Source organism: Thermosinus carboxydivorans Nor1 (assembly GCF_000169155.1).
GTDB lineage: Bacteria > Bacillota > Negativicutes > Sporomusales > Thermosinaceae > Thermosinus > Thermosinus carboxydivorans.
The window spans coordinates 1-22,723 of the sequence record NZ_AAWL01000032.1 but is presented as its reverse complement, the minus strand read 5'-3'; the positions used below and the strand labels follow the sequence as shown (position 1 = coordinate 22,723).

The 22,723-nt window shown below is 54.9% G+C and carries 19 protein-coding genes and 1 pseudogene; all 20 read right to left on the bottom strand.

The genetic code is table 11. The features are described from left to right. Positions 1-543, bottom strand: a 543-nt coding sequence (locus TCARDRAFT_RS13575) for an IS110 family RNA-guided transposase (protein WP_007290536.1), incomplete at its 3' end; no start/stop codon positions are given. A gap of 352 nt (positions 544-895) precedes the next feature. Continuing rightward, positions 896-1,720 carry a 3-deoxy-8-phosphooctulonate synthase gene (kdsA, locus tag TCARDRAFT_RS13570; protein ID WP_007290535.1) on the bottom strand — a complete coding sequence of 275 codons (825 nt, stop codon included), beginning with the start codon at positions 1,718-1,720 and terminating at the stop codon, positions 896-898. Between the two features lie 389 nt (positions 1,721-2,109). Then, positions 2,110-2,847, bottom strand: coding sequence for a 3-deoxy-manno-octulosonate cytidylyltransferase (gene kdsB, locus TCARDRAFT_RS13565; RefSeq protein ID WP_007290534.1), 738 nt, complete (start codon positions 2,845-2,847; stop codon positions 2,110-2,112). 309 nt (positions 2,848-3,156) lie between these two features. Beyond that, complete coding sequence (gene lpxK / locus TCARDRAFT_RS13560) at positions 3,157-4,368, bottom strand: tetraacyldisaccharide 4'-kinase (protein WP_007290533.1); 1,212 nt, start codon at positions 4,366-4,368, stop codon at positions 3,157-3,159. A gap of 3 nt (positions 4,369-4,371) precedes the next feature. Continuing rightward, positions 4,372-5,685, bottom strand: coding sequence for a 3-deoxy-D-manno-octulosonic acid transferase (locus TCARDRAFT_RS13555; RefSeq protein WP_007290532.1), 1,314 nt, complete (start codon positions 5,683-5,685; stop codon positions 4,372-4,374). Between the two features lie 373 nt (positions 5,686-6,058). Beyond that, a complete protein-coding gene (msbA, locus tag TCARDRAFT_RS13550; RefSeq protein ID WP_007290531.1) occupies positions 6,059-7,780 on the bottom strand; it encodes a lipid A export permease/ATP-binding protein MsbA in 1,722 nt (573 codons plus the stop codon). Next, a complete protein-coding gene (gene lpxB / locus TCARDRAFT_RS13545) occupies positions 7,780-8,928 on the bottom strand; it encodes a lipid-A-disaccharide synthase (protein WP_007290530.1) in 1,149 nt (382 codons plus the stop codon). The genes msbA and lpxB overlap by 1 nt, the downstream gene beginning before the upstream one ends. Positions 8,929-9,259: 331 nt before the next feature. Next, entirely contained in the window at positions 9,260-10,063 is an 804-nt protein-coding gene (locus TCARDRAFT_RS13540) for an LpxI family protein (RefSeq protein WP_007290529.1), read from the bottom strand. 393 nt (positions 10,064-10,456) lie between these two features. Further along, positions 10,457-11,278: an acyl-ACP--UDP-N-acetylglucosamine O-acyltransferase gene (lpxA, locus tag TCARDRAFT_RS13535; protein ID WP_040683468.1), complete on the bottom strand. Its 822-nt coding sequence runs from the start codon at positions 11,276-11,278 to the stop codon at positions 10,457-10,459. Positions 11,279-11,440: 162 nt separating this feature from the next. Next, positions 11,441-11,875 (bottom strand): 3-hydroxyacyl-ACP dehydratase FabZ, encoded by a 435-nt coding sequence (fabZ, locus tag TCARDRAFT_RS13530; RefSeq protein ID WP_007290527.1) that lies wholly within the window; start codon positions 11,873-11,875, stop codon positions 11,441-11,443. A gap of 16 nt (positions 11,876-11,891) precedes the next feature. Further along, a pseudogene (lpxC, locus tag TCARDRAFT_RS13525) lies at positions 11,892-12,730 on the bottom strand (UDP-3-O-acyl-N-acetylglucosamine deacetylase). Positions 12,731-12,813: 83 nt separating this feature from the next. After that, the gene (locus TCARDRAFT_RS13520; RefSeq protein WP_007290545.1) at positions 12,814-13,587 is read right to left on the bottom strand and encodes an amino acid ABC transporter ATP-binding protein; all 774 of its coding nucleotides are present in this window, start codon (positions 13,585-13,587) and stop codon (positions 12,814-12,816) included. A gap of 232 nt (positions 13,588-13,819) precedes the next feature. Further along, positions 13,820-16,180, bottom strand: coding sequence for a hypothetical protein (locus tag TCARDRAFT_RS13515; RefSeq protein WP_007290544.1), 2,361 nt, complete (start codon positions 16,178-16,180; stop codon positions 13,820-13,822). Between the two features lie 243 nt (positions 16,181-16,423). Beyond that, positions 16,424-16,933: a type III toxin-antitoxin system ToxN/AbiQ family toxin gene (locus tag TCARDRAFT_RS13510; RefSeq protein ID WP_007290543.1), complete on the bottom strand. Its 510-nt coding sequence runs from the start codon at positions 16,931-16,933 to the stop codon at positions 16,424-16,426. 288 nt (positions 16,934-17,221) lie between these two features. Then, positions 17,222-17,848, bottom strand: coding sequence for a YjbH domain-containing protein (locus tag TCARDRAFT_RS13505; RefSeq protein WP_007290542.1), 627 nt, complete (start codon positions 17,846-17,848; stop codon positions 17,222-17,224). A gap of 300 nt (positions 17,849-18,148) precedes the next feature. Beyond that, positions 18,149-19,180 carry a UDP-3-O-(3-hydroxymyristoyl)glucosamine N-acyltransferase gene (gene lpxD / locus TCARDRAFT_RS13500; RefSeq protein ID WP_040683467.1) on the bottom strand — a complete coding sequence of 344 codons (1,032 nt, stop codon included), beginning with the start codon at positions 19,178-19,180 and terminating at the stop codon, positions 18,149-18,151. 106 nt (positions 19,181-19,286) lie between these two features. Then, positions 19,287-19,712, bottom strand: coding sequence for an OmpH family outer membrane protein (locus TCARDRAFT_RS13495; protein ID WP_007290540.1), 426 nt, complete (start codon positions 19,710-19,712; stop codon positions 19,287-19,289). Positions 19,713-19,777: 65 nt separating this feature from the next. Then, entirely contained in the window at positions 19,778-20,710 is a 933-nt protein-coding gene (locus tag TCARDRAFT_RS13490) for a hypothetical protein (RefSeq protein WP_007290539.1), read from the bottom strand. Between the two features lie 379 nt (positions 20,711-21,089). Next, positions 21,090-21,563 (bottom strand): OmpH family outer membrane protein, encoded by a 474-nt coding sequence (locus tag TCARDRAFT_RS13485; RefSeq protein ID WP_007290538.1) that lies wholly within the window; start codon positions 21,561-21,563, stop codon positions 21,090-21,092. A gap of 191 nt (positions 21,564-21,754) precedes the next feature. Continuing rightward, a partial coding sequence (locus tag TCARDRAFT_RS15875) for a hypothetical protein (protein ID WP_007290537.1) occupies positions 21,755-22,723 on the bottom strand: 969 nt, incomplete at its 5' end.

Sequence of the window (22,723 nt, the reverse complement as noted above, 5' to 3'; positions counted from 1 at the left end):
TTTTATCATAGCTTCTATCATAGAGCGGGCGGAAACACCAGTAATGTCGGTTACTACAGAAGCCAACTTAATATTTGCCCCTTCTAAAACTTTTTGTAGCCGATTTACTTCTCTCGAGCGTTCTTCTATGAGGCTCCGACGATATCTTACTAATTCCCGTAATTCCCTCTGCTCACGACTTGGAATATAACTGCCCTGCAGTAACCCATGCCGTAGTAACTCAGCTATCCACTCTGCATCTTTAACATCTGTCTTGCGTCCCGGAACTGCTTTTATGTGTTGTGCATTGACTACCAAAATCTCAATTCCCGTATGTTCTAAAAGATTGTAAATTGGTTTCCAGTAAACTCCCGTGCTTTCCATAGCTACATGACTACAGCCGTGACTTTGAAGCCAGCTTACTAATTCATGCAAGTCGTCCGTCATAGTGCCAAATGTTCGAATTTCTTTGTTGTCAGGTGTGATAACGCAGGCAACGATAATCTTCTTGTGAACATCCATACCACAACAGCGTTCATGGACAATGCGGATTACTTGTTTCATGAGAAGATCCCCTCTGCGGCCTTATTTTGCGACTGGTGCAGTAACCCTTGTACGAGTAATCTACTCCGCGTGCTTCCTAAATGTAGGAGCAACAATTTGTGGTGCACCAGGTAACTGGGGTTCAGTCTACCCTTCAGGCTCGAAGCACTAGCAAGCTATCGACCTCTCTTCGCCAGCCGCAAAAAAATTATTCTACATATGCACCTGGTTTTCATTCTTTGTTGGTGTCGTGCTAACGACATGGGGGGTCTACCCTGGAAAGTGGCAATCGGTAAGTGGAAAGTGGTAGCATGGCGGTACTTTCCATTGTTTGGGTTCCAATTATTGGCATGGATATCTTCGCGGTTTTCAATTATTTATGCCGTCTTACGACCGCGTCGATGGCTAAAACGTCTTTGAGCAGGTCCTCAAGCTGGTCGATATACAGCATGTTGGGGCCGTCGGAAAGGGCCTCTTCCGGATTGTCATGGACTTCCATGAACAAAGCGTCGATGCCGGCGGCCGTAGCTGCGCGGGCGAGGTGGGCGACAAACTCCCGCTGACCGCCGGAAGAAGTACCAGCCCCACCGGGCAGCTGCACGCTGTGGGTAGCGTCAAAGACAACGGGATAGCCCAGCGACCGCATGATGGGCAGGGCCCGCATGTCCACGACCAGGTTGTTGTAGCCGAAGCTGAAGCCGCGCTCGGTAAGGAGAATATTCTCATTACCCGCTTCGCGGATTTTGTCGACCACGTTCTTCATGTCCCGCGGCGCGAGAAACTGGCCTTTTTTCACGTTAATCACCCGGCCGGTCTGGGCCGCGCCGTAGACCAGGTCGGTCTGCCGGCACAAAAAAGCGGGAATCTGGAGGATATCCAGGACTTTGGCCGCTGCCGTCACCTGGGTAGTGCAGTGGATGTCGCTGAGCACCGGAACGCCCAGCGCTTGTTTGATGTTGGCCAGGATGGCCAGCCCTTCGTGCAGGCCAGGACCGCGGAAGGACTTGAACGACGAGCGGTTGGCTTTGTCGAAGGAAGCCTTGAAGATATAGGGGATGCCGAGGCGGTCGGCGATCTGTTTCACCGCCCGGCCGATGGCGAGCGTCCGCTCGGCGTCTTCAATGACACAGGGGCCGGCAATGAGCGCGATGGGGTTCTTCCCGCCAATGGTAATCGGTCCGACTTGGACTTGGTGCATAATCATCCCTCCGGTCTATACTTTCTACTTTCAACTTTCCATGTTTCTTTTTAACCGCAGAGAACACAGAGCGCGCGATATCCATCGCGCTTATTTTCTCCGCGTCCTACTCCGAAAACTCTACACCTGTTTTCATTCTTTGTTGGTGTCGTGCTAACGACATGGGGGGTCTACCCTGAAAACCGGTCAATTCATACGGTGAGTATTGGAACCACTGAGGACACAGAGAAAATTTTTAAAATTTAATTAAAAATCCAAAGTGCGATGTATATCGCACTCTCCGTGCGCTCCGCGGTTGAATAACAGTTTTCATGCTTTGTGATGCCAATTTATTGGCATGATTATCTCCGCGGTTTATCCCTCGATCCCGTTACCTCATACTTCATACCTCATACTTCATACCGTTGCTCCACTATCGCCCGTACTCGTTCCAGATCCTCCGGCGTGTCGACGCCGATGGACTTAAAATCGGTCTTGAGCACTTTAATCCGGTAGCCGTGTTCGAGGGCGCGGAGCTGTTCGAGCGATTCGGCCCGCTCGAGCGGCGTGGGCGGCAGGGCGGCGAAGGTGAGGAGAAAGTCGCGGCGGTAGGCGTAAATGCCGATATGCTTATATACGTTATAAGCCTCATGTTTAACGCGCGGGAAGGGAATGAGCGACCGGGAAAAATAAAGGGCATAGCCGTTTAGGTCGGTCACGACCTTTACGGCGCTAGGCAGATTGTATTCTTCCTCGTCCATCTCGGTCATCAAAGTGGCCATGGCCAAGTCCGGGGCGCCGTCGAAGGCGGCGGCCAGCTCGTCGATTACTTCCGGGGCAATTAATGGCTCATCTCCCTGGACGTTGACGATAACGTCCACGTCCGGGTACGCGCGGGCAACCTCGGCCAGCCGGTCGGTACCGGTAGGATGGTCGGGTGAGGTAAGCATAACCTGGCCGCCAAAGGCCTTAACGGCCTGGTAGATCAGTTCATGGTCGGTGGCGACCAGGACCGCCCGCGGCCGCTTGGCCCGGCAGGCCCGTTCATAAACATGCTGGATCATTGGTTTGCCGGCAATTTCGGCCAGCGCTTTGCCCGGCAGGCGGGTCGACGCATAACGCGTGGGGATTACGCACAAGATGTTCATCAGCTGGTCCCTCACTTTGCAGAGCTTTTTTCATGTCCTTAATCATTTAAAGCGGTATAACCACAAAGGACGCAAAGGGCTCGCGCGACTGTTGTCGCGCAATTCTTCAGCTTGCATTTGCCCTGTTTCAGCGCGGCGTATGCCGCGCCGTAAACCCTTCGCGTAACTTCGCGCACTACCCTGGAAAGTGGCAATCGGTAAGTGGAAAGTGGTAGCATGGGGGTACTTTCCATTGTTTGTGGTGCCAATTATTGGCATGGATATCTTCGCGGTTTCATTCCCCCTACCTCATACTTCATACTTCATACCTCATACTTCATACTTCATACCACCACTAGGCACGTTTTTCCTGTCGACGTGCCTTTCCTTGACCGCCCCGCCCGCCGCCACCTGGCGGATGAGCGCCATCAGCTCGTCCGCGCCGTCCAAGAATTTGACCTCAATGCCCAGGACGTAGACAGGCAGCGGCCGGTTGAAGTGAATAAACTCGGACGGAATTTTCACGGCGTCTTTTTCGGTGGTAACAAGGGCCCGGGCGCCCTTACCTACTGCTTTGTCCATGACGCATTGCATTTCGGCCATGGTATAGTCATGGTGGTCGGGAAAACGCACGGCATCGACCAATTCGGCGCCAATGGCGGCAATGGTTTGTTCAAACGACGACGGATTGCCGATGGCGGAAAAGGCGACCACTTTCTGGTCCCGAAGAGCGTCAAGGGGAATATCCGCCGTCGTCATGCCTTTGTACCAGTGTTCAATCTCGCGAAAATAACGAGGAATGTGGATACTCTCCACAATCAGGGCCTTATCGTTGTAGGCCACTAACGTATCGCGCACGGCGTCACGGGCGGTATCGGACGCCTGGTCGACTCTGGTCAACAGAAAGGCATGGGCCCGTTTCAGGTTGGCCAGCGGCTCGCGCAGCGTTCCCCGCGGCAACAGGTAGTTGTTGCCAAATCTATTAAGTGTATCAACCAGGACGATGTCCAGATCGCGCGCCAACTGCCAGTGCTGATAGCCGTCATCGAGGATGATGACCTCGGCGCCCAACTTTTTCACGGCGTATTCGCCGGTTACGGCCCGCTTTTTGCCAATGACTACCGGGATGCCCGGTAGGCTCTTGGCCAACAGATAAGCCTCGTCGCCCGCCTCAGCCGCCGTCATGTAGATTTTCTTGCCGTCTGATACCAGGCCGATTTTGCCTTTCCATGCCGCCCGGTAGCCGCGGTTGAGGATGACCACCCGGTAGCCCATGTCGCGGATGGCCGCTGCCAGCTTCTGGGCCGTCGGCGTTTTGCCGGTGCCGCCGACCGTAATATTGCCTAGACTGATTACTTTGCAGTCCAGTTTGTGCTGTTTAAGGATGCCCCATTGGTACAGGCCAAGTTTGATCGCCACCCCGGCGCTGTACAGATAGGAAAAAAGGCGCAATAAACCAAGCAGCAAAGCGGCCAGCAGGCCCTTTTTCCCGCCGTGTACCAATTGGTATAGGTATGTCTGTATCGCTTCGCGTTGCCGCATTGTCTATTCCGCCTTCTGTCTAGTTTCAGAGCTTGCCATGAGTTCCTTCAGATAGAGCACCGTCCGCTTGGCCGCGCCGCGGTTTTCTTCAACCACCGCCAGGGCGCCGGCGCTCATGGTTTTCCACACCTCTTTATCTTGCAGAATCCGTACCATTTCCTCACCCAGCTCGGCCCCATCCCGCACGGTCTGGCAGGCGCCGCGGCCGGACAGGAGGGCGTAAATTTCTTTAAAGTTAAACATATGGGGGCCGACCAATACGGGCTTGCCATGGGCGGCCGGTTCGAGAATGTTGTGTCCGCCCTTGGCCACCAGGCTGCCGCCGACGAAGACCAAATCGGCGATGCTGTAGATGCGGCCCAATTCGCCAATTGTATCGAGAATGACAATGTCATGGCCGGATTCGGTGGTCTGAGCCAAAGCGGTGCGCCGCCGCGCCGTAAAGCCGCGGCCCGCCGCTAGTCCAGCGATTTCCTCGGCCCGAGCAATGTCGCGCGGCGCCAGTACCAGCGCGGCTTCGGAGAAGACGCTGCGCACTTTGGCAAAGGCGGTAAGGACTTGTTCTTCCTCCCCTTTGTGGGTGCTGCCAGCCACCACGACCGGCCGGCGCCCGGCCAGGCCCAGCCGGACAAAGAGCTGCGCTTGTTCATCTGGGCTGACCGCGGTATAAGTCTGGTCATATTTAGTGTTGCCGGTAACGACGACCTTGTGCGGATCAGCGCCCAGACCAATAATATACTCGGCGTCAATGGCCGACTGCATGCAGAACCTGGCCACCGTCTGCAGCATGTCGCGCAGCACGCTGCCCAGGTAGGGGTAGCGCATAAAGCTCTTGTCGCTGATGCGGCCATTAACCATCATGACCTGGACGTTGTAGCGTCGGGCCGCCCGAAGGAAATTGGGCCATAACTCGGTTTCCACCGGCAGAAAGGCCCGCGGGCGGACAAGCCCCACCACCCGCTCCGATAGCAGCGGCAGGTCGAGCGGAAAATAGATATGGCCGTCCGCCTCCGGGATGATGCGTTTGGCCATGCTGTAGCCCGTCTCGGTAACAACCGAGATCAGCACCGGACAATCCGGCAGCTGGCGCCGGATTTCGTTCACAATGGGGCTGGCGGCAACAATTTCGCCTACCGACGCGGCATGCAGCCAAATACAGCCGCGCCCGGCCACCCGGGCGATTACATCGGCAGGTAAAAAACCGAGACTCTGGCGCAAGCGCTCGCCAAACCCGGCCGTTGTCAGCGCTCTCGCCAAAAACACCGGTGTTGCCAGTACGACCAGGACGATAGCCAGTAGATTATACAATAGCTGCATACTGGACTCCTCATGTTTCGAAATTATGTTTACTTTAGCAAAAGTGCAACCACGAAGATATTCATGACATAAATGTCACCACAAAACATGAAAACATTGAAGTTTAACCACGGAGATGATCATGCCAATAATTGGCACCACAAAGCATGAAAACCGATATTCAACCACAGAGGACACAGAGGCGCGATATTCATCGCGCTAAAGTTTAAAAAATATCCTCTCCGCGTCCTCTGTGGTTCCCTATATTTTCCAAATTGAAGTCACCGATTTTTCAGGGTAGACCCCCCATGTCGTTAGCACGACACCAACAAAGAATGAAAACAGGTGTAGAGTTTTCGGAGTAGGACACAAAGAACACTAGCGGTTCAAATCGTTACTCCGCAAACTGCACCCGGTAAAGCTTGCTGTACAAGCCGCCGGCAGCAATAAGTTCGTCATGGGTCCCCCGTTCGACGATGCGGCCTTTGTCCATGACCAGAATAAGGTCGGCCCGTTGGATGGTGGACAAACGGTGGGCAATAACAAAGGCGGTCCGCCCGACCATCAGCTTGTCCAGCGCCTCCTGAACGAGTTTTTCGCTTTCGGTATCCAGCGCCGACGTTGCCTCGTCCAGGATGAGCACCCGGGGGTCCTTAAGAATGGCCCGGGCAATCGCGATCCGCTGCCGCTGGCCGCCGGACAGTTTGGCCCCTCGCTCGCCGATCTGGGTTTCATAGCCGTGCGGCATGGCGGTGATAAAGCTGTGGGCATTGGCCGCTTTGGCGGCGGCGATGACTTCGTCTTCGGTGGCGTCTAGGCGGCCGTAGCGGATGTTTTCGTAGACCGTACCGTTGAACAGAATGGTCTCCTGCGGCACGATGCCAATCTGCTCGCGCAGCGATTTCAGGGTTACCGTTTTTATATCCGTCCCGTCAATTGTGATATGCCCGGCCGTGGGGTCATAAAACCGGGGAATAAGGTTGGCGATTGTTGTCTTGCCGGCGCCGCTCGGCCCGACAATGGCAACCATCTGACCGGGCTTGGCGGTGAAGGATACGTTGATCAGCGCCGGCTCGCCACTGGTGTATTCAAACGTCACGTTATGAAAGGCTACATGCCCTTTAATCGGCGGCAACTCCACGGCGCCGGGCATTTCTTTAATTTCCGGTTCGGTGTCCAGCACGTCGAAGATGCGCTGGGCGGCCGCCAGCGCCTTTTGGATGTTGGCATAGACGCGGCTGAGCCGTTTTACCGGGTTCGAGATGTTTACTACATAAATTAGGAACGCGATCAGAGCGCCGGCCGTCAAATCGCCGCTTATTACTTCGCGGCCGCCGTACCAAATAATGACCGTTACCCCAATGGCGGCCAGGAACTCGACCACCGGTGTCAGCATGCCTGATAGCTGGGCGGTTTTCATGTTGGCCCGAAAATTGTGGTAGTTTTCCCGTTCGAACCGGGCAATTTCGTAGTCTTCACGGACAAACGACTTGATAACCCGGATAGCGGAAATGGTCTCTTGCAGCACCGACGTGATGTCGGCGGCCCGCTCCTGCGTAATCCGGCTGGCATGGCGCAGCTTGCGGCCAAAGATGTTCATGGCCTGGGCCACCAGCGGCAGGGTGATAAAGGTGAGGAGCGACAGTTTCCAATCAAGCACGAACATGGCGCCCATGGAACCGATCAGCACCATCGCTTCGGTGACCAGATCGATTACGTTCTGGACCAGGGCATTTTGCAGGGCGGCCACGTCATTGGTGATGTAACTCATGATGGTGCCGGTCTGACGCCGCTCAAAGTAGGAAAGCGAAAGCCGCTGGAGGTGGCGGTACACCTTTTCGCGAATATCGTTTACCACCAGCTGGCCGATATAGGACATGAGGTAGGTTTGGCCGTAATAAAACACACCGCGCAGGAAAAACAGGACAACGATACCGGCGGCAATGAGGTTGAGAGTTACCATGTCTTTGGCCGCCAGCACCTTGTCGATTACGTCTTTGATAATCCAGGGCACGACCAGGTTGGACGCGGCGGCCAGAACCATGCAGAGGAGGGCCGCGGCCAACCGGGGCCAATAGGGCCGTACATAGTTTAACAGGCGCAAGTAAAGGGTCATTACTTTCCTCCCGTATTGTTTGCCGCCACTTCGAGGACGACGCGGGCCACCCGCTGCACGGCGCCCGCCTCCCCGAGTTTAGCGCGCACCTCGGTCAAATCACGCAGCATCTGGTCCCGCCGCGCGCCGCCCATAAGCAGGGCCAGGGCCTCGCGGGCCACGTTGTCTGGATTGGCGGCATCCTGTAAGAGCTCAGGCACCACCTGGCGCCCGGCAATGATGTTGGGCAGGCCGATATAGGGAATTTTAACCAGGAACTTCCCCAAAAAATAGGTAAGCGCCGCCACTTTATAAATAATTACCGTCGGCACGCCCATAAGGGCGGTTTCCAGCGTCGCCGTGCCCGAGGCGGCAATCGCCACCTGGGCGATATTCATTAAATCATAATTGCGGTCGGTGGTTAGTTTGACCGGCAATTTATAATTCCCGATTATATTTTGTAGCATTTCCCGGGAAATTGTCGAGGCGACAGGCAGAAAAAACTGGCAGTCGGCAATACGGGCCGCAATTTTTTCCCCAGCTGCCAGCATGACCGGCAGCAAATTGGCGATTTCCTGTTGGCGGCTGCCAGGCATCAGCAGCACCAGCGGCCGCTCGGGATCGGCACCGAAATAAGCGTAGGCCTCGTCTTTGGTCATTGACGGTTTGACCACGTCCAGCAGGGGATGGCCGACAAAGGTAACATTGGCCCCTGCCTCACGGTACACCTCGGCTTCGAAGGGAAAGATGGCCGCTACCCGCTCGACCACTTCGGCCACTTCTTTGGCCCGGCCCCGCCCCCAGGCCCAGGCCGAGGGACTGATGTAGGACACGACCGGGATGCCTTTAGCCTTGGCGATTTTCGCCAGGCGCATGTTGAAGCCAGGGTAATCAATCACGACCAGGACGTCGGGGCGCTCCCGCTCCATGTAATCGGCTAGAAAATCGCGCAATTTAAAGAGTTTGCGCAAGTTTTTCAGCACCTCGACCAGGCCAATGACGCCGAGGTCGGCAATGTCGTAGATAATGTCCACCCCTGCCGCCCGCATGGCTTGGCCGCCCATGCCGATTAGCTTGATATCCGGGCAAAGCGTTTTCAGGGCAGCGGCGAGACTGGCGCCATGCAGATCACCTGACGCCTCGCCAACCGACAGCATAACTTTGTACATGCCGTAAGGCCTCCTGTAAAAAGCGCTAGCGCGCTTTTTTAAGAAAACCGCAAAGGACGCAAAAAACGCAAAGGGCTACGCACGACAGTTGTCGCGCTTGAAATTTTTTTATATAGAACCACAGAGGACGTGGAGGAATTTAAATTATCTCATTATTATATTCTTCGCGTGATAGATATCACGCGCTCTGTGTCCTCCGTGGTTAAACTTCAATGTTTTCATGCTTTGTGGTACCGATTTATCGGCATGAATATCTTCGCGCACTTTGCGGTTGAATTCCCATATAACCAAAAACCTGCCGTCGCCGGGCGCGACGACAGGGCGTGCTGTGCTACATGGCCACAATGGTGATATTGTGCTGGTCAGCCAGGGCGACCACCCGCTCCCGGTCGACAACCAGCGTTTTGCCGGCCTCGATGACCAGGGCGGTCGCGCCGGCTTCGATCATGGCTTCCAAAGTGCCCACGCCGACGGCAGGCACGTCAAACCGCATGTCCTGGTTGGGTTTGGCCACTTTGGCGACGGTAACGCCGCCCCGTCCCAGGGCGCCGCCGCGGCGGATGCACGCGTCGGTGCCCTCGATCGCCTCGACGGCCATGACAGCCTTGTTTTTTACCACAACGGTCTGGCCGATGTCCAGGCCACCGATCTGGCGGGCCATGGCGTAACCGAACTCCATGTCGGCCCGCTCCGCCGGTGTCGGCTCCCGCTTGGTGAGCGTGCCGGGGGCCGGCATGAGCGACCGGATGAAGGCGGTTTGGTCGAGGACGCCGATGCCCTCGGCCGCCAGTTCCCGCACGAACGCCAGCATGATCGTGTCATCGCTGTTATCCTTCAACCCGGCGAGCAGCCGCTGGGCCCGCTCGTCCAGACGCACGGCGCCGCTGAACATGAGTTCTTTGGTCACCTTGCCCAGCATAGTGACTTCTTTGACGCCTTCGGCCTTCAGGGTATTAATTATTTTGCCCACTTCGCCGATTCCAATTGTATATAATTTGTCGGCAGCCGCCGCCAATTCGTCGTCAACGCCGCCAACTACGGCAACGGCAATCACGGTAAAGCCCATGCCGCGGGCGGCACGGGCGAATTCAACCGGCAGTCGGCCGACACCGGCCAAAAGACCTATTGTTTTCATCATATCACCTGAAGTATGAAGTATGAAGTATGAGGTATGAGGTATGAGGTTTTATAAATATCGGAACCGCAGAGATAATCATGCCAATAAATTGTCACCACAAAGCATGAAAACCGGAATGAACCGCGGAGCGCACGGAGAGTGCGATATACATCGCACTTGGGGTTTTAATTAATTTTAATAAAATTTTATCTCCGTGTCCTCTGCGGTTCCAATACTCACCGTGTGATGTTACCGGTTTTCAGGGTAGACCCCCATGTCGTTGACACGACACCAACAAAGAATGAAAACAGGTGTAGAGTTTTCGGAGTAGGACACGGAGGTTTTTTTAACTTTAGCGCGATGAATATCGCGCTCTCTGCGTCCTCCGTGGTTATATAATAATAGTTACGGCTATTCGCCTGTTTCCTTGCGGCCGCGGCAGATGCCCCGCTCGGCGTTGCGCAAAAACCGCAGCATATGCTCAACTTCCTCGCAGGCTTCCAGTTCCTGCTCCATGACGGCGATGGCCTGAGTCAGGCTCAGCCCGGAGCGATACAGGATTTTGTAGGCCTTCTTGAGGTTGCGCTTGGCTGTTTCACTCAGGCCGGCGCGGGCGATGCCCACGTTGTTGAGACCGCAAACTTTGGCCGGATGGCCGTCGACGATGACAAAGGGCGGCACGTCCTGCACCACTTTTGAGGCACCGCCCACCATGGCATTACGGCCGATTTTTACGAATTGATGCACACCGGCCAGTCCGCCGATCACCGCCCGATCTTCGACGATGACATGACCAGCGAGCGTCGCGGCGTTGGACATGATGACATTGTTGCCCACAATGCAGTTATGGGCCACATGGGTATAGGCCATGAGCAGACAATTAGAACCAATGCGGGTTTCTTCGCCTTCACCGGTGGCCCGGTTAACGGTGGCAAACTCCCGGATCTTGGTATTGTCGCCGATGAATACATAGCTCTTTTCGCCGCGGAATTTAAGGTCCTGCGGCTCCAGGCCAATCGATGCGCCCGGGTAAATAACGCAGTTTTTACCGATACTCGTCCACCCGTCAATGACGGCATGAGCGCCGATTTTCGTACCATCGCCGATCAGAACATTTTCGCCGATAACAGCATACGGCCCAATCTCCACGTCTTTACCGATGCGCGCGCCAGGGTGAATGACCGCTGTTTCGTGAATCTTGCGAATAGGTATTACAACCGTTTCCGGCTTCATCTGCATATCAACTCCTTATCCCTTAGCCTTGCTGCTAATATAATCCGACTCCTCAGTCGAAGTTTGCCGCGCCGAAAATTGCCAAAATCAAAAGGGATTTGGCATATACCAGTATTATTGCAGGATTTCACGTAAAATCGACTGATTATGTCCTGTTTTCACCTATTTTTGTGCGGAAGACAAGGCAAAGAGAAATTCGCCTTCGGCCACCAGTTGGTCGTCGACGAAAGCCTCGGCCCACACTTTGCCCATCGTCCCGCGGACTTTAACGATCTCCGCCACCATGCGCACTTGGTCGCCGGGTACAACGGGACGGCGGAACTTCACGCGATCCATACCGGCAAAAAACGCTAGTTTACCGCGGTATTCCTGGGGATAAAGCATAGCCACACCGCCAACCTGAGCCATTGCTTCCAGAAGCAGCACGCCGGGCATGACCGGTTGGCCGGGAAAATGGCCGTTAAAAAACGCTTCGTTGACCGTCACATTTTTGATGCCGACGGCCCGCTTCATCGGCTCCAATTCAATGATGCGGTCCACTAACAGAAAAGGATAACGGTGGGGGATCACCTGTTGAATCTCCGTTACAGACAACATTATAGCCAGCGCCTCCTCATCCCAATTGCCTTTTGGCATATATACTTGCAGAAAGTTGTTTGGCTAGCGCCGTGTTCAACGCGTGACCGGACTTGACGGCGATAACATGGCCGCGCACATTGCCGGCCAACGCCAGGTCGCCAATGATGTCGAGTATTTTGTGACGCACCAGTTCATCGCTGAACCTAAGCGGGGTGAGTATTTTATCATAATCATAGACGACTGCGTTCTCTAGACTGCCGCCAAGGGCCAAGCCCTTAGCTTTGAGGGCCTCCACTTCGTGCATGAAGCCGATGGTCCGGGCCGGCGCAATCTCTCGCACGAAAACTTCTGGCGTAATTTCGTAGTCGCCGAACTGGACGCCGATAAGAGGGTGCGGGTTGACGGAAGTAAAGGTAATCCGCAACCCGTCATAGGGTAAAATGGTGATAAATTTGTCCTGAGCACGCACCGCCAGCGCCTCGGTCACCGCCAAGGTCCGGCGCGGCGCATCCTGCCGACTGATGCCCGCTTCCTCGATTAAACGGACAAACGGCAGAGCGCTGCCGTCGGCTACCGGCGGCTCGACAGCAGTGATTTCTACTAAACAGTATCAACGCCCATCGCCGCAAAGGCGGCCAGCAAATGTTCGACGGTAAAGACCTTGGCCGGGCCGTCTTCCAGCGTAGTAGCCCGCATGGTGTTCGTCACATTATCGGCCCGGGCGGCTACCCGCGGCGCACCGGGAAGGTCGGTGCGGACGAACACGATGCCGGTGTCGACAGGGGCCGGACGCAAGGTAATGGTTACATCCTGGCCCGAATGAAGGCCAATGCCGGTATATGATACCGCTTTGGCAATGGTTGCTTGCTGCACGAAAAAAAATCCTCCTAAACTGCTAACTCAGATACATTCTATAAAATAATTTTCGCTTCTGCAAGTATATGCGTCTTTTTTTGTCAGGCAATGCGCTTGCCGGCCAGCGTTTGGGCGCCGGTATGCAGCTGGTACTCGATGAGCTGCTTGTACTGCTGTCCGATGTGCGACTCGGGATTAGCAAAGACCTTGGCTGGCGGGCCTTCCTCCACAATCCGCCCTTTGTCCATAAGGACGATACGGTCGGCCACATGCAGGGCGAAGGAGAGTTCGTGCGTGACGACAAGCATGGTGCTGGCGCGATAGCGCGCCAGTTCCTCCATGACTACCAACACTTCCCGCACCAAAATCGGGTCGAGCGATGCCGTCGGTTCGTCCCACAGCATGAGCTCGGGCTCATAGGCCAGCGCCCGGGCGATGCCCACCCGCTGCTGCTGGCCGCCGGACATTTCGCCTGGCTTGTGATGCTGATGGTTTTCCAGTCCGACTTTGCGCAGCGCTTCCCGCGCTTTTTCCTGTGCTGCCTCGCGCGGTACGCCGCTCATCACCAAGCCCAGCATGACGTTTTCCAGCGCCGTCAGCCGGCTGATGAGATTGAAGTGCTGAAAGACGAAGCCGATACGTTTACGCACGGCGCGCAGCTCATCAGGCGGCAGCGCGGTAATGTCAATGCCGCCGAAATAGATCGTTCCCCGGTCGGGCTCGACCAGGCGGTTGATGGTGCGGATGGTTGTCGACTTGCCGCAGCCTGACGGCCCCATGAGCACAACCGTTTCGCCTTTATTAACCTCGAGACTGAGATCGTTGACGGCAATCAAGTTGCCGAACTGTTTATACAGGTTTTGAATGGATAGCATGTCGGTTACCTCCTTTCTACCCAGGAAAAAGTGAATATAAAAACCGCAGAGGACGCGGAGAACGCAAAGGGTACGCCCGCGACTATTGTCGCGGAGAGTTATATGGTTTTATATAGAACTCTTTTCCCTCGCCGCGATGAATATCGCGCCTCTGTGTCCTCTGTGGTTAAACATTGGTTAGTTTCAATGTTTGTGGTGTCAACTTATTGGTACGGCTATCTTTATTGTTGGCTTATTTGAACTTCAGCTTCCGGCGGTTAAGTTTCTGCATGAGGCCCGGCCGGCCGCTCGGAATGACGATTTCCCGCATGATTTCGTCAAACGACAGGCCAAGCGCCTCGCCGGCCATTACTTCTTCCGTCGCAATAGGGCTGATTTTTTCCGCGTTGTTGGCCACAATCAGGCCAAGCAAGGCGCCCAGCGCCGGCACGCCGATCCAGGGCAGATACGGGATGCCGCCACCGGACAGGATAAACATCGCCGTCAGCAGCACCGCGCCCACGGCCATGCCGTACTGGCGTTCCGGCGCAGTAAAGGTGAGAGTAAAACGGCGCACTACTTTGCGCCAGCCGGTCGCCTCCACCTTGGCGGCCAGCCGCTTGCGGCGGATGGCCGCCATAATGGCGGTGTGATCCAGCACCAAAAACAGGATGGTGGCGATGATGGCGGCCATGCCGGCTAGCACGGCTTTCACCTGCTGCATGATCATCATGACTTCGCTGCGGGGATTTGGTTCAATAATCCCCAGCGCAGACGAATAGAGCGATACATTGCTGTGCCCTACAGCCTCGTGTACAATGGGCGTTACGGCGTCAATACTGATGTTGGCGGTTGTCAGGATTTGGATCCGCTGGCCGGGAATAACTTGGCCGTCGATGAATCTGTCCAGCAACTTAACCGAATGGCTAATTTCCTCGTCTTTGAGGTTAGGCGCCGCTTGCGCCAGATACTGGAGCTGGGCGGTGATAAGCGGCACGTTGAGCTGCTGCACCTGAGCCAGGCGGTTATTGACGTCAGCCAGGCTTTGCCGTGCCCCGTTTGCATCGAAGGTGCGCAGCGCCGCCACCGTGGTTTGGCCGCTCGTTACGATGCCGTCAATTGCCGTCTTGGCCCGGCGGGCGTCAGCCGCCACATTGTCCAAAGTGCCCAGCGTAGCCCGCAGGTTGTCCAGATTACGCTGGGCGGCCGCCAGATTGCTAACCGAAGCCGCCGCATCCGGGCTTATGAGCCGGACTACCTGCATGGTGTTTATAAGGCCGCCGATGGCCCGCGACGAGCTTTCGAGCTGGGACTGAATACCGCTGGTATCGAGGCTGGCCAGCCCGCTCGTTGCCGCCTGAATGGTAGCCCCTGCGGCCTGAAGGCCGTCAAGCGTCTGCTCGATGGCCGTCAAACTGCCGCTATAGTTATTGAGCGCCGTCAGGGCGATGTTGCTCATGTTTTGTGTATCTTGGGCAAAACCGGGGATTTGGCCCACCAGTTTGGAGGTTTCCGTCAGGGCGCCGGCCAGTTCCTGACGGGGGCTCCGCCAGGTAGCCGTGCCGGCCGGTGGGCCGACGACTCCGTTTATCAGCTTATAGCCTTGGGCAGGGGTAAGCTGGGATGCGTCGCCTTGGGTCACTACCCCTTCCGCCACGCCGTCGGAACGAACGGCGGTGATTTCCACCAGAACGTTGCCGCGCTCCGGCGCCTTGCCGGACACGAGAGGAGCGGTCGCAACGCCCGGAAAGGCAATAATATCGCCCCTGGTCAACTTGACGCCGCCTGCCGGCGTAATCGTCACCTGGGAAGCGTAGGCGCTCAGGAAGCGCTTGAGCTCCATCATGGTGCTGACCAGGTAGGTCATGTCGTCATTCTTGCCATCCACTGATACGTTTTGCGCATACTGGACCTTCAACTGCTCCTCCATGTCTTTGGCAATGGCCTCGCCGAGCCGGATGGGATTGGCAGGCTCGCCGCCCACCGGGAAGGCAACCTCAATGACCTGATACTGGTTGAGGATATTTTTAATTTCATTGGTAACCGGCGTAACTTTGTCCAGCGAGGTTAAAATCACGCCAATAGAACCACCGTCCCGAAAAACGAAGCGAACGCCGTCCAGCGCCCCGATGCGTTCCATCAGCATACTTTTGGCGCCGTCCGGCACCCCGCGCAAAGTGAGGCGCGGCTCGGTCATGACGCTGACGCCGCCGCCACCAGGGATGCTGCCGAAAATTTTCCCCAAATCTTCGTATATTTGTTTAGTCTTATATTCATCGGGCAGCGCAATCAGGAAGTTAGTCTTACCAGCCAGGGTGGGCCCTTCCTTCATTTTGGCGCCGGGCAAGGCGTCACTGATAATCTTTTCGATTTGCGCCGCCGCCTCCTCTTTCAGCTCTTCGCGGACATTCACAACTAAGTCATATTCGCCGTAGTCACCGACCAGATTGGACAATGTTTTCGCAAAATAAGTGTTGGCCGCATAGGCCAGCGAGTTGGCCAGCAGCGAGCCGATGACAATGCTCACGACAAGCAGCACCAGCACGTCGCGGTTAAAGGTGTCGCCAATATTGCGTTTGATAAAGTACTTGCACTTTGTTAATAAAGTAGACATAATTACTTTCACCTCTTTTCTCCCACCGATTATACCATATATATCAAAAACCTGTCTAGAAGTATATATGTTTTATGGTATTTTGTATATACTGGGAGGAAACGGAAAGTAAATTGTCAAGGGGACGGTTCTGGTGACAATGGTAAAATTTACCATTGTCACCAGAACCGTCCCCTTGACAACCAAATCATGGCAGAATGGCCTCATTAGACTAACTTTCAATTGGTTAGCTTTTTTCTTTTCTCAACAACCGTTACTTTTAGCGGAAAGCTGCTGACTATACTTAGCGCATTGCATTTCCAGCAATGCATAGTCACAACAGCGTTTACTTAATACCGGTACTTTCTTCTGTACTATAAGATGATAAAGCGTCTGTGCTTTTTTCTTGATCCGCGCGGCATCTTTTCTGATCTGGCGCAGTTGGTTTTGCAATAAAACGCGATACTTTTCATCAGGTTCTTGATTAATGTCTATCACAATAATAGTTGCATCTGGCACGGGAACCATGTTATTAAGATTGATAACACCAAGCTTTCCTCCATCAATTTTATAAATATCGACAGCCTGACTGCTAATTTTAGCATGTTTAGATTTTGGCGACGACAATGGAGCATAGTATTTTTGGCCGTTGACTTCCAGCAAAATTCCCACAAACATGCGTGTACCAGAATCGTTGTAACTAACTCTGTTATCAAACTGGCGCAGATAGTTTAAATATGCAATGTCAATCCGACACATCAGTATCTCACTCATTTGTTTCTCCTCACAAGAGAAATGAGGTAGCGATTGCTACCTCATCAGCTTTTTTCATCCTCAGTTTAGGGGCGAGGTTTCCCCGCTTTTTTCATCCTCAGTTTAGGGGCGAGGTTTCCCCGCTTTTTTCATCCTCAGTTTAGGGGCGAGGTTTCCCCGCTTTTTTATTATATCGTTTTTATATTATACTCTAAACACGGTCATTTGACAACATCACTGTATTGTAGAAAAGCCAACTTTGACAAATTTTTCTGCCACAGGTTTGCCACAGGGACTGTTGGCTTTAACTTATTTCGTGAAACTGATGCCGATGTAGGCGTCGTGGTTGCGCCAGCCGGCGTCGATTTTGAGTCCGGGCACAATGGACAGGCGGGCGCCGTAGTTCATGTCCTTGCCGTCATATTCGGCAATCAGCGTCGTCGCCGGGAAGGTGCTGTTGCCGGTGATGATGCTGACCGGATTTATCGTTTTTTCCAGGCCGGCAAAGAAACCGTCATAGCGACCGTCACCCACGCCGGCATGGATGCGGAAGCCAAAGGGCAACGCCTTGCTGGCGACGATATAGCCGGTGCGCTCGCGCTCATCGCTGATGTCTTCCAGACCGATGGCGATGCCGGGCGTAAGTACCGTCTCCGGCGCTAAGCTGAGTTTAGCGTTGAGAAAGGTGTTGTCAGCTTTGCTGTCATAGCGGAAGCCGGCTATGCCTACTTCCAAATTTTTGGCCAAATTCATATTGAAAACACCTACGCCGCCGTCTTCCAGATTGTAGTAGCCCAGGCTGAACTGACCGGAATGCAGCACGTCGGCGCTCGGGGTGTTAATGAGGCCGGTTGAGCCGTTGACCGACGGCGCGGCGGTAGCGCTGGCCGTACCGAGCATTAATGCGCAAAACGCGGCAAGTAAAGTCTTTTTCATTGAGTTGTGCCTCCTCTGCCATATTGCGTAAAAATAAACATTCTTTAACCGCAAAGATAATCATGCCAATAAATTGGCGCCACAAAGCATGAAAACCGTTATTCAACCGCGGAGAACGCAGAGAGCGCGATATTCATCGCGCTAAAGATTAAATTAAAAAATATTCCTCCGCGTCCTCTGCGGTTCCCTTAAAAACACCTTTGCCGATTTTGTTCTATGTTTACAGCTAGGCTATATTCTCCACGGTTCAACAAAAATCCTACCCCGGGCTGGTTTGAAAATCTTGCCATCGGTTGCGCATTACTTTGCTTGGTCTTTTTCTTCTAACGCGGCTAACCGCCGTTCAAGGTCGCGCACCTTTTTAATGAGGTCAGGCACTTTGTGGATGGCTGCCTCGCCGCGCAGCCACTCCTTATGAGGCCGGGCCGGGAAACCGGCGTAGAACGAGCCGGCCGGGACGTCGCTGATAACGGCGGTGCGAGCGGCAAACACACAGTTGTCGCCGATGGTCAGGTGGCCGGCACTGCCGCACTGGCCGGCAAAGGTAACGTTATTCCCCACTTTGGCGCTGCCGGCGATGCCGGTCTGTGCGACCAGAAAACAGTTTTCGCCAATAACTACATTATGGGCCAGGTGTACCAGATTATCGATCTTGGTTCCGGCCCGGACGATGGTGCTGCCGGTGGTGGCCCGGTCAATGGCCACATTGGCTCCGATTTCGACATCATCTTCTATGATTACGTTGCCAATCTGCGGTACCTTTTTATGCCGGCCGCCGCTGGTGACAAAACCGAAGCCGTCACTGCCGATGACTGCACCGCTGTGGATAATTACCCGGCTGCCGATGCGGCAGTGCTCACGAATGGTCACATTGGGATAGATCAAAGTATCGGCGCCAATCTGCGTGCCGGCGCCGATATAGGTATGGGGATATATTACCGTATTGTCACCGACAGCGGCGCCGTCGTCAATGACCACATAGGCCATGATGGCCACATTCTCGCCCAGGCGGACGCCCTGGCCAATCATGGCCGTCGGGTGGACGCCGCGCTGTACTGCCGGGGCCGGGGTAAACAGTTCCAGCAGCTGGGCGAATGCCGCCCGGGGATTATCGACACGGATGGCAGGTTTGGGAAAACGGTCGACCGTCGCCGGAATGACAACAGCAGCGGCGCGGCAGTTCGCCGCTTTCTCCAAATGGGGTGGCACGGCAAAAGTAATGTCGCTTGGGCCGGCATCGTCGATGCTGGTAACGCCGGTAACCGTCACCGCACCGTCGCCTAACACTTCGCCCTGCAAAAGCTTAGCCAGTTCGGCCAACGTTTTTTCCAAGGGAACCACTCCTATCAACGGTGATTGTCCACGCACGAACTTGTTAGCCGCACGCCTATAATGTACAGGGAGGCTGCCCACGGGCAGTCTCCCTGGTAATGCATCTTTACTGCATTTTCTTGATCACTTCGTCGGTAATGTCGATACCGCCTTGGGCCACCCCGTTTTTGTACAGTACGATACCGAGCTTTTTATCTTTGGCAACCTGGTCAAGGGCTTGCTTAATGCTAGCATCAATCTGGCTCTCGAGGTCCTGCTTGGTTTTGAGGAATTCGCCGTAAGCTGCTTCCTGGCGTTTTTGGAATTCCTCCGGGCTCAGAGAAGCCTTGTCTTTCTCCAGCTGGTCGGAAAGTTCCTTGCCCTTGGCGTTGAGCTGTTCCTGAAACTGCTTGACTTTCGGACTTTCGGCCATAACTTTGTTGACGTCCAATACGCCAACGCCCTGCTGACCGACGCCGGCGCAGCCGCCGAGAAGTAAGGCGACGGCAAAAACGAGCACGGCCGCCAGGATCAATTTGCGTTTACTGTTCATTCGCGTGGCCTCCATTCTTCACTCAGCAAGTTAACAATCCTTAATGGATATTATACGCCGGCCGGCTATTTCTTAAACTCGGCAATGACGGCGTCAGTTATATCGACCGCCGATATATTGACCTTATAGGTGGTGAGAACGGCGGTCAGACCGCGTTCGCCCGCCGCTTTGGCAGCCTTATCGGCAATATCCTTGTGGATAAAGTCCTGGAGAACCTTGATCTCCGTCCGTTTGAGCGCCGCTTGCTGCTCAGCGGACGTGCGCGGCCCACCGGCGGCCGGAGCCGACGTTTGCCCGCCCGGCAGCCGCTGGGCCATTTCCAGCTTCTTAGCCGCTGCCTGTTGGGCGTACGCTGCATTAAGCTGCTCAGCATAAGCAGCCAGTTCTTGTTCGGCGGCGTTTTGTTCAGGCGCCATGCGCTTTTCGAGTTCGGCGGCCAGCTGGCGCTCTTTAGCCGCGATTTTGGCCGCCCGTTCGCTCTGCAGATTGTCATGCTGCTTCTGCAGGGCCTCCATTTCGTCTTTGGTCAACTGCACGGTCTTGAGTTTAAGCTGCAGGCTAAAAATCTGCGGGTAGTATTCCTTGTCCACCTCTTGCGTATAAGCAGCGAGTTGGCGATGAAGTTCTTCCCGCACTTCGGCCGTTTTGGCATCCAGACGCGCTTTAATTTCGGCCTGCTTGGCCGCGACACGCGCGTCAAATTCCCGAGCCAGTGCTTCATCCAGACCGGCGGCGCCGTCCGGTAAAGTCGGCCGGGCGGACGGCTGGGCGGTCTGCTGTTTTTCAGCTTCAACCTGGGCCAGCAGCGTGTTAAGTTCCTGCTGCCGGCGCTGAAGCTCGGCATATTTCGGGTGAGCCTTTACCGCCTTTTGGACATCAAGAATACCCACTTGGGGTTTGGGGGGAGCGTTGGTGTCGGGCGCCGACCTAAAGCAGCCGGCGCTGAAGGCAGCGATGAGGAGAAAAACGAGGAGAACAAGCGTCCTGCGGCTGGTCACACCAAACACCCTCTTTCCAATCGGCTAAATAACAGCCGAGCCAGCATACAGGCTCGGCCATCTACCGTATATAGCATGACGAAAAAACTATTTTTAACCACAGAGATAATCATGCCAATAAATTGGCATCACAAAGCATGAAAACTGTTATTCAACCGCGGAGCGCACGGAGAGTGCGATATACATCGCACTTTGGATTTTCAATTAAATTTTAAAAATTTTCTCTGTGTCCTCAGTGGTTTCAATACTCACCGTATGAATTTACCGGTTTTCAGGGTAGGACACGGAGGGGATATTTTTTAACTTGAGCGCGATGAATATCGCGCTCTCTGCGTTCTCCGCGGTTTCCTCCATTTACCACTTTCCGCTTTCCTTTATCTTATTTTGCTGCGCCGATTTTTTTCATGACTTCGTCGGTGATGTCCTGGCCGCCATAGATAACCTGGTTTTTGTCCAGAACCACGGTCAGGCCCTTGGCATCAGCGACCGCTTTGATGGCGGCGTTTACTTTGTCAAACACGGGACCAACCAGCTCCTGCTGCTTGAGATTTAACCGCTGCTGAAGCTGCATATAGTAGTCCTGTTTTTCCTTGTCATTCATCGTGGCCGCTTTGCTGTCAAAATCTTTTTGGGCTTGATTAACTTCTGCCTGCATGGCTTCTTGGGCTTTGGCCATGTCAGGATGCTGCGAGACAATCATCTGGTAGTTAACAATCCCAATATTGGAAGAACTGCCGGCGGCAGCGGCCATGCCGGTGGTTGTCTGCGTTACCGCCACGGCGGCAATGCCAAGAAGAAACACCACAGCTACGGCGAACGCTACGAACTTTACCTGTTTTTTGTCCTTGAACACTTATACCCCTTCTTTCTCGCCTATCGGCACAGTTTTTGTCCTCCTTCATTATAACAGGGCAAGGCGGCATATTCAACCGCTTCCAGTCGGCTGGGAATTACAAATTGCCGACCAGCCGGAGCCATTGTTCATCATTGGTAAGGACATATTCGGCGCTTAAAAATTCATGGATCCGGTAGCGAATGCCCACCTCATTTTCGCCGGTCGCCGGCGTGCGCTCCAGCCGTAGCTGCCAGTCCGGCCGAACCTGCTGGTGCAGCCAGAAGATGGTCTGTTGCTCGGAAAGGTTGTATTTGAGCCCAGTGGTGGTGGCTGACCCGAGCTGGTAGCCCCATCCCGGGGGAAAACTGCCAGGTGACCGTGCCGGGCAGGAAATCGATTTCTAAAAAGGCTTCCTGGTCATTGCCGATCTGTTTCCCGGCATGGAGGCGCAGCCACGTCGTATCCTCGCCTTGCCGTCCTGCGTCCCGCCGGCCGACATCCAGGTACCCTTCCAGCGTCACCTTATACTTGGTTGTATTGGCCGTCAGCAGGACATTGGTGACCGCAGCGGGCGAAATGAGTGGCTCCAGGGTCAGGCCATAGCGCCTGGCAACCGGGTGAGCGGCCGCGGTCACCTTAGCGGCAAAATAATCCTGATGCCGCTCGACAAACGCCACCGGCAAGCCGCGCATCGCCTTGGCTGCATCCAGCACGGCCGGACGGGCAGCCAGTAGCAGGAAATTGGGGAGCATCTCAGACTTAAGATTGACGGTTACATCTTGAACGGTCGGCCCCTGTGGTGCCAGTTCCAGCTTGACAACGGTGCGCGGCCCGGGTTGAATGTCAAGGACAGCGCGAAACTCCGGCAACCGGTCGGCCAGGAGTTCCCTCACGACGGTCCGGGTAATGCCCCCGGCCCAATCAACGGCATCGACTGGCAGGCCAACCAGGACGGTGCGGACGGTTTCCTCGAGGTTCCCGACATCGTCCTTGAGCAGGGGAATAATCTCGGGTGCGATACCGCCATAGTCCACGTCCACGGCAACCTCGCGCACCACGTCGCCCCACGGCGTAACCGTGACAGTGATATGGGCCGTGCTACCAGGCGTAATGTCGACCCGCTCAACTGTATAGCCGACCAACACCCGGTCAAAGATTTCTTTTATGAGATTGGCATA